General features: G+C 66.1%; 6 protein-coding genes, 1 tRNA gene and 2 pseudogenes. 3 read left to right on the top strand and 6 right to left on the bottom strand.

What is annotated here, in order from left to right; genetic code table 11:
- Window positions 1-958: pseudogene (locus ABZU32_RS11050) on the top strand (hypothetical protein); the annotation flags it as partial.
- A gap of 448 nt (window positions 959-1,406) precedes the next feature.
- Here the strand turns inward: ABZU32_RS11050 and ABZU32_RS11045 are convergent.
- A complete protein-coding gene (locus ABZU32_RS11045; RefSeq protein WP_354920207.1) occupies window positions 1,407-1,625 on the bottom strand; it encodes a hypothetical protein in 219 nt (72 codons plus the stop codon).
- A 426-nt stretch (window positions 1,626-2,051) separates the two neighbouring features.
- Here ABZU32_RS11045 and ABZU32_RS11040 point away from each other — a divergent pair.
- Window positions 2,052-2,125 (top strand) — tRNA-Arg (locus ABZU32_RS11040).
- Window positions 2,126-2,737: 612 nt separating this feature from the next.
- Window positions 2,738-3,808 (top strand): hypothetical protein, encoded by a 1,071-nt coding sequence (locus ABZU32_RS11035; RefSeq protein ID WP_354920205.1) that lies wholly within the window; start codon window positions 2,738-2,740, stop codon window positions 3,806-3,808.
- Here ABZU32_RS11035 and ABZU32_RS11030 read toward each other — a convergent pair.
- From ABZU32_RS11030 to ABZU32_RS11010, 5 genes and pseudogenes are all read right to left on the bottom strand, one after another.
- Window positions 3,748-3,993 carry a hypothetical protein gene (locus ABZU32_RS11030; RefSeq protein ID WP_354920202.1) on the bottom strand — a complete coding sequence of 82 codons (246 nt, stop codon included), beginning with the start codon at window positions 3,991-3,993 and terminating at the stop codon, window positions 3,748-3,750. The genes ABZU32_RS11035 and ABZU32_RS11030 overlap by 61 nt on opposite strands.
- 520 nt (window positions 3,994-4,513) lie before the next feature.
- Window positions 4,514-4,990 carry a hypothetical protein gene (locus ABZU32_RS11025; protein WP_354920199.1) on the bottom strand — a complete coding sequence of 159 codons (477 nt, stop codon included), beginning with the start codon at window positions 4,988-4,990 and terminating at the stop codon, window positions 4,514-4,516.
- Window positions 4,987-5,874, bottom strand: a complete 888-nt coding sequence (locus ABZU32_RS11020; RefSeq protein ID WP_354920193.1) for a hypothetical protein — start codon at window positions 5,872-5,874, stop codon at window positions 4,987-4,989. Before ABZU32_RS11020 ends, ABZU32_RS11025 begins: the two co-directional genes overlap by 4 nt.
- Window positions 5,871-6,062 carry a helix-turn-helix domain-containing protein gene (locus ABZU32_RS11015; RefSeq protein WP_354920190.1) on the bottom strand — a complete coding sequence of 64 codons (192 nt, stop codon included), beginning with the start codon at window positions 6,060-6,062 and terminating at the stop codon, window positions 5,871-5,873. Before ABZU32_RS11015 ends, ABZU32_RS11020 begins: the two co-directional genes overlap by 4 nt.
- Window positions 6,059-7,627: pseudogene (locus ABZU32_RS11010) on the bottom strand (replication initiator). Before ABZU32_RS11010 ends, ABZU32_RS11015 begins: the two are co-directional and overlap by 4 nt.
- Between the last annotated feature and the right edge of the window lie 25 nt (window positions 7,628-7,652).

The raw sequence follows: 7,652 nt of genomic DNA, 5'->3' as shown, positions 1-7,652 counted from the left end.
ACTGTGCCTGGACGCCACCGGACAGGGCACCGCCAACGGCACCACCATCCAGCTCTACACCTGCCACGGCGGCAACAACCAGAAGTGGACCTGGAGCGGCGGCACCAGCTCCCCCACCCCCACTCCCACCCCGACGGTGACGCCGACCGTGACCCCCACGCCGACGCCCACCCCCACGACGTCGGGCCGTCCGGCCATCGAGAACAACTACTCGGTCACCCGTGAAGGCGCCTACGGCACCAACCGCTACACCGTGTACCGGCCGTCCAACCCGTCGGCCGTCGAGGGCACCCTGCCCGTGCTGGCCTTCGGCAACGGCGCCTGCGCCCACACCGACGGCAGCGAAGTGGTCCAGATACTCACCTTCATCGCGGCCCACGGCTTCGTCGTGGTGGACACCGCGTCGGTCGACGGCTCGTCGAACGGCGTGGCGAGCGGAAACCCGATCCCGTCGCTGCTGACCGACGCGATCAGCTGGGCCCAGCAGGAGAACTCCCGCAGCGGCTCAGCGCTCTACCAGCGCCTCGACCTGTCCAAGGTGGCCACCGCCGGCCACTCCTGCGGCGGGCTGGAAGCCCTGATCGCCGGCGCGGACTCGCGGGTCAAGAGCGTCGTCTCCCTCGACAGCGGCCTGTTCGCCGACGGCTCCTTCGGGTACTCGCGCTCGGAGCTCAACAAGCTGCACAGCCCGGTGCTGTTCATGGACGGCGGGTCCTCCGACATCGCCTACGACAACACCCGGGCCAACTACGACCTGGTCCAGGTGCCCGCCGTACTGGCCGAGCACCCGCAGGCCGGCCACACCGGCTTCATCACCGGCTCCCAGCGGACCGACGGCATGACCGCGGTAGTCCACTTCCTCGACATGACCCTCAACGGCAACGCCACGGCCCGCTCGTACATCCTCTCCGAACTGGCCAACAAGTCCCCCTGGTCCGTCCGCACCAAGAACTTCTAACCCCGAACGCCCCACCCCAACGCCCCACCTCCGGTGACCAACCCGAACGTCCCACCCCCGGTGGCCTGACCACAAACGCCCTACCCCGCCGGTGATCTAACACCGAAACGCGCTACCCCTGCCGGTGGTCCAACCCCCAACGCGCAACCCCCGCCGGTGGACCGCATCGTCACAGCGGTCCACCGGCGGACCTCTTCCACGTGATCAATGGCCACCCGAACCACACGTCGCCCTTCCATCGGAATCCCGGCCTCGGGGGCGATCACTCGAAGACGGGCCCGAAGACGCGACAGGGCCCGCACCACGCCAGAAGCCGATCCGGCGCACCCTTGTCCAGGGAGCGATTGTCCAGGGAGCGAGCGGGCATGGCCCAGGGAGCGATGCGGGCATGAGGCGCCCTATGCGGCGCGTGGCGCACGTCCAAGCAGCGGGGACTCAACCCCGACACCTACTGCTGGAAGACGATGTGCCAGCCGAACCAGACCAGAATCCCCAGCAGGGCCGCGCTTGCGGCGAGACGCCAATGCTTGACCGGGTAGATCCCCAGCCACTCACGGAGCCGTTCCGACAGCGTGTCCCCCTCGCGGTGGTTCAGGAGCGCGATCGTCTCCAGCACGGCGAACGACCCAAGGACCAGCCCGCCCCACACCACCCAAGCCGTGTTCACGACACCACCGCCGCAATCCGCACTCTCCCGCAACCACACACAAACGCCACGATAACCCCAAAGATCACCCCTCCCACAGCCCCAGCCACACGCGCCCACGCCAGCCAGCACCACGCCCGAAGCGACAACGGCAGACGACACTCAGCTCCCCACCGCCCCGAAGCGACGGTGCCCAACAACATCGACCAGCCCCCACGGACGACCGGTGCGGCCCCACCCCCGCCCAGAACCCGTCACAGCACCCACCGCCGCGTCCCCACCCATGCGTACACTTCGAGAACACCCGCCGTACGCGGCCTGTTACGCCTGATCACCGACCCTGCCGCCCACCAGCCCATAAAATCCATTGCGAAGCACACCCGGGCAGGCGCGCCACAGACCAAGCGGTACGCGGGCGCTCCGCAGATCATGCACAATTATCCGAGAGCGCCCTTAGCTCAGCTGGACAGAGCATCGGACTTCTAATCCGACGGTCGCAGGTTCGAATCCTGCAGGGCGCGCCTCCAGACCAGGTCACACCCCAACTGACCTGGTCTTTTGCATTGATCGGCCAACGCCCCCACCCGCAGCCGGATGCCACCCAAAGCAGCCCCCAGCCACCCCTCACGGGATATACGCGGGATGAATCCAGCGACGTTTGCCCAGGTCAGAGGCATAACAACAGAGGACCACGGGATGACCGCGACCCTCCGATGGTAGATCGTCCTCACGCCGACAGCGCCTCGGCGATCCGCTGGTAGGCCATCTCTCGCCGCCCAGCGACGCACTTGGCGTAGACGCGGAGCAACACGTCCACGCTGTGCCCGGCCGCTCTCCGCCACCTTCTGCGCCGAGACCCCGGAGTTCAGCCAGAACGGGGACCCATAGCAGGCGCCGCGATGAGCGGTCATGGTGAGGTCTCCTGTCTATTGGGGATGAGCGCCTGATCGCTGACCTCAGGGCTGGTGAGTTCCGAATCGTCAGGGGCCATCCAAGGAATGGGTCACGCAAGTTGCGTTTTCCCTCTCGGTTAAGCAAGTTGACTCTGCCTTGACTTTCAGGCTGGTTGGCGGTCACCGTCGAAATGGGTCGAGGTGTTCCCTTCTTCGGCGAGGGTGGAGGGACCAGACACGATGGACACCACCGATGTCAGTCAACAGTCCGGAGACCGCGATCGTGGCGGGCTCGATCTGACCCACCGACTGCTCGTGCAGGTCCCTGCAGACCGGGCAGGCGAGCTCTGGTCGGTGGGCGATGATGACGATGGAGGACTCGTTGTGAGCGGGGCCGGCGCTCTGACCGCCGCATCCGCCGGAGCGCGAGGAACGACTCGGCCGGTCCTGGTCGATCGTCGCCGTTACGCGGGGAAGAATCGACCACCAGGCACAGTTAGGTTCGATATTTCCTGGATCGAGGGCCAGCGGGACCTAAACACGGCGACCGTTCTCACCGATTCCGGGTATGTGGGAAAAGGTGATCACGCTGCTCTAGCTGCGATTTTGGAGCAGACGACACGGGCCGGGGACAACGTGTGCGCCGTCCTACCCTTACACCTCTCCTGGCTTGCGAATCCCGGCGTGAAGCATTTGATCGTCGAGGTGAATCACCACGAGGTGCCAGTGGCGCTCGTCCTGGAGTACGGCAGCGATCCACTCGGCACGCAATACGCGGTCACCGGGCTTAAACACTTGCTCAGTCAGGCCCGGGTACCGGTCAGTCTGCTATGCACTGATATCTCCGGCTTGGGGGCGATGGCTTACGGCGCTGCATGGGCTGCGGTCGGGGTGACCTCCTCGCTGCGGCATCTGTACCCGGCCAGCGGGACAGGGCCTCCTTTCAGAGCATTGCGACCGCGGCACGCGATCGTCCCGCGGCTGATGACGTTGATGAACGCTGAACGCATCGCTGAAGGCTGGGCCCTTGTCCAGCGTCATGACGATGTGGATGAAAGCCTGTGGCGCTGCGATTGCGCAGAATGCGGAAACCGCACCATGGACCGGTTCGCCACCTGCACGGATCTCAGCCTCGCTGCGCACAACGTTAACATCCTGGGTGATCTTCATCAGCAGGTCACGAGTCCTGCCTCATGGGATCAAGCGATCAGTGACGCACTGGGCTGGTACGTCTGGATGCAAAACGAGTATCACTTGACCTGGGAGCCGCCCGCCTTCATGAATGCCTGGCTGCCCAAGTCCCGGCGCTGAGCGGTCTGCTGCGACAGCAAGGCGTCGTAGACGAGCTCCTCCACAAGGCGATGGACCCAGGTCCGCTCGGCGTCGACGTAGGAATGAGGGGCCTGAATCACCTCATGGGGCTGCTCGACGGTTATCAGGCCAAAGCCGTGATAGATGGTCTCAGCTCGCACTGCATCGCGGTGTGCGACCTTCACGGGAAGCATGGCTACGCGGGCGCCGAAGGCGGCGAACCCCGCTAAATTCCCTCGTGCCGACCGCCACGAGGCTCGTGCAGCGATAGCTCCACGAATACGCACTGGGGATGGTCGCCTGAGAAACGAGGGATCGACGTGTGCCCGGCAGTGCAGCAACAGGGCGTCAGCCGTGGGTATCAGCCCGGCTTCCCGCCGCCTATTGTGCTCCGGCTCGTCCAGCTCGCACACCACTACACGCGGCGTGCTGAGCGCCCGGACCGTGACCACCTGGCAGCCCTGCCATCCCAGCGCCGCAAGTACACCGGTTGGGAGGCTGCTTGTAGCGGACTCGGGTCGGGTCGTCATGGCGCACCACCCTGCCCACTCCCCCTCGGGAACGCACTGGGCGTTGCCCAATCGTCACTTTGTTGTTGACAACGGCCGTGCGTTATCACCGATGCCAGCGACGCGAACGCTGAAGGCAGGAGGCACATCCCCATGGATAGGTATGAGTTCTGGGGCTTCCGACGATCGATCGTTCTCATGCCGTCAGCGCTTCGGTGATCCGCTGGTTAGCGATCTCGCGCTGCCCATCGACGCACTTGGCGTAGACGCGGAGCAGCACGTCAACGCTGTGCCCAGCTCGCTCAGCCACATCCGGAGCCGGGACCCCGGAGTTCAGCCAGAGCGACACAGCCGCGTGGCGCAGGTCGTACGGCCTGCCAGCCAAGGGCGACGCGACCTGGTCAGGCGTGAGCGCGTACATCCGGGCTTCCTTCCAGACACTGGCGTACGCCGTCGTGGAGAAGACACCGCCGGTAGCAGTCCGGAACAGCCGCCCATCGGCCGCGGTACCGTGCTGCTCTATGTGCTCGCGGAGGATGCGCACCAGCTCTGGCGGGATGGGCACATCCCGAATCGCCTTGCGCCGTCGCTGCTTGAGTCCGCGGACATCATGGGTGCTCCCCGAGTCGGAGAACCGCCGTCCGCTCTCCGGACGCGTCTCCTCCAAGGTCAACAGGCCCACCCGGTTGCCGGAAGATGACAGTCCTTCTCCCGGAGCCCGGCCGCCTCGGCGGGCCGAAGGCCGGCGAAGTACATGCAGGCGAACATCCCCGCGAGCATCGCCCCACGCGACCGACCGACGTACGTCACCGCGACAAGGAGCTCCCGAGCCTGCGCCGGGTTGACCACCACCCGCCGGTCGACCTCCCCCGAGACCTTGGCGGGCTTCCAGTTCACCCGGTCCAGCGGATTTGCCGAAAGATCCCCCAGCTCAACGGCGTACTCCAGCGCGTGATGGAAGACCGCCCGCTTACGCCGGAACGTCGAGTCAGCCGCCCGCGTCCCGTCGAGGGTGACCGACAGGGCCTCCAAGACGGCCCGCACGCACTTGGCCTCTTCAAGCTCGACCATGGGCAGCGAAGCAGAGGTGAGCCAGCGCAGCGCTGCGGCGTGCTCAGGGTCGAGGCTCCCTCGCCGACCATCGGGCAGGAAGACATGCCCTCGAAGAACCCACCGCAGAACCCGGAGATCGGGCTTACCCGGCCGGTCTCGCAGCAAGGCGAGCGTGACGCCGGTCATCGTGTCGGTGATCCCCTCGCGCGACTTGGCCGCCGAGTGCGGCCACTTGGCCAGTACGTACACCTGAGCGAACTCCAGCCAGGTCCGCGCGGTCTTAGCCTTGACCAGCGACTCGGGCAGTCCGCTCTCGACGTCGAAAGCCTCTCCGCGCCGAGCCGCCTGCCGCAGGTCCGAGAGAAAGTTCTCGGCCAGAGCCTTGGTACGAAGAGTTTTGGACTTCTCCCGGCCGCCAACCTTCCAGCGCACCTCGTACGACGCGGTCTTACTGGACTTGTTCCGGCGGATGTCCCAGAACTTCACGTCATAGCTGGTCGTCATGCGGCTTCCCGCAGCGTCTCCAGCCAGGCCTCGAAGTCGCTCCGGTAGACCCGGATCTCGCCGTTGGGCAGCTTGAAGCCTTTCGGCGCCTTGCCGATCTCCCGCCAGCGGTAGAAGGTGCGGAGGGAGACCCCGCCCAGCTCGGTGAGGATTTCGGGAACGGTCATCAGCTCGTCACGCTTGCTCATGCAGCTTTCCCCTCGGTTGCCGAAAGATCGTGTCCGTCTCCTTGCGCCTGGAGTTGGTTCATGTGGTTGCGCCACCGCTGCCGCTCATGAACCGACCGCAGCAGCCGTAGGGCCAGCGGAGGCACATTGGCATCGCCATGCGGGACGGGACGCCAGACATAGCGGTGCGGGTCGACCGGCTCGTCTGCAACGCCGAGGGCCTCCAGCACCCAGGTACGCCGGTCCTGCTTGTGCTCGGCCAGCGTCTTGTTCGACCACTTCCGAGAGACCAGGACCCGCCGACCCGCGTAGCCGAGGTGCTCGGGCTTGTGCGCCTTGCCTCGGCACCGTCCCGGAGCCATGCCCGCCTTGGCGCTCTTGGGCTGGACGCCGTACCGCAGCCAGTTCGGGCAGGTCGGCGAGCACGGCTCCAACCGCAGCGCATCCGCTAGGCGTTCGGCGTGAAGCCGCTGAGCCTGGTTGTCAGCGTCAAGGGTGTCGCCGATGGACTTGGTGAGGTACTTGGACAGGTAGCGAATGCACTGGTCTGCGTCCTGGGTCCCGGCGAGCACGCCTTGTACGTCAACTTGAGTGCCGAAGCGGACCACATGCAGCGGGTCCGCCTCTTCATTGGCGTCAAGCCGGTCGAGGGCTTCGTCCCAGGTCGGCAGGACCTCACCGGTCGTCGGGTCGAGGTAACCGACGCCATCGGACCAGACCGGTAGGTGATCACCCTGGTACCTCACTTCGTCGATCGCCGGCCACCACACCTAGTGGTAGGTCGCCGCGGCGATTTGCTTGATCTCCGCACGCGGCAGCGTCCCGCGGACGGCCATGTGCAGATGCGGGGCAAGCCGCTTCTGCGGTTCGACAGCGGCGAAGTACTGCACATCGAAGCCGGCCACCCGGCGAAGGTTCTGCACGAACCGGCCCACCAACTTGGAGAAGTGCAGTGCATCCCGAGCAGCTCGGACGTAGTCATAGGTGTTCGGGTTGATGGGGACGCCGTCCTTGATCCGCCCGTACGACGGCAGGGTGAGGGTAAGGAACATCGACGGCCGGAAGATCTTGCCGTCGGGCGCGTGGAACACCCGGCCGAGGGTCGAGGCGCTCATCTTGCGCCTGGGCAGGTCGGGGGCGTCCTGGCGCCGCTTGGTGGACCGGCACCGCTTGGCCGTCGTCCGGCCGAGGACGTTGCCGCGCATCCCGGCGTTGTTGATCTCCTCGTCCAACTCGGCGATGGCGGCGTCCAACTCGTCGGTGGACCGCCCTGCGGCTTCGGCCTGATCTCGCCACACCTGGGCGTCGGCCCGTACCTCAACGAGGCAGCGCTGGTAGTCGTCCGCCTCATTGGGGATGTTGATCGGCTCGGCTTCCAGGTGCCAGCCCTCGCGGCACTGCGCCATCCGAAGCTGCCTGTTGCGCTTCGCGCAGGAGGGGCACTTAGACTCCAGCGTCGCACCGCACGGAACATCAATGATCTCGGACTTGCCGGTCGCGATGTCCAGCCGTTGAAGTGCGACGGGACGGATGCACACGCCGTACTGCTTGGCGATCTGCTCGACGACATCCCGCGCCAGCGGCATTGCCATCCGCACCGCCCGGGGCAGG

This window comes from Sphaerisporangium sp. NPDC005288 (assembly GCF_040607475.1).
Taxonomy (GTDB): Bacteria; Actinomycetota; Actinomycetes; order Streptosporangiales; family Streptosporangiaceae; genus Sphaerisporangium; species Sphaerisporangium rhizosphaerae.
The sequence above is the reverse complement of the archived record's forward strand: the minus strand, read 5'-3'. Positions and strand labels throughout refer to the sequence as shown.

Excerpts from the sequence above, each read along its gene's own strand:
- ABZU32_RS11020 (WP_354920193.1), bottom strand. The coding sequence starts at position 5,874 with ATGACGACCAGCTATGACGTGAAGTTCTGGGACATCCGCCGGAACAAG.
- ABZU32_RS11015 (WP_354920190.1), bottom strand. The coding sequence starts at position 6,062 with ATGAGCAAGCGTGACGAGCTGATGACCGTTCCCGAAATCCTCACCGAG.
- ABZU32_RS11035 (WP_354920205.1), top strand. The coding sequence starts at position 2,738 with ATGGACACCACCGATGTCAGTCAACAGTCCGGAGACCGCGATCGTGGC.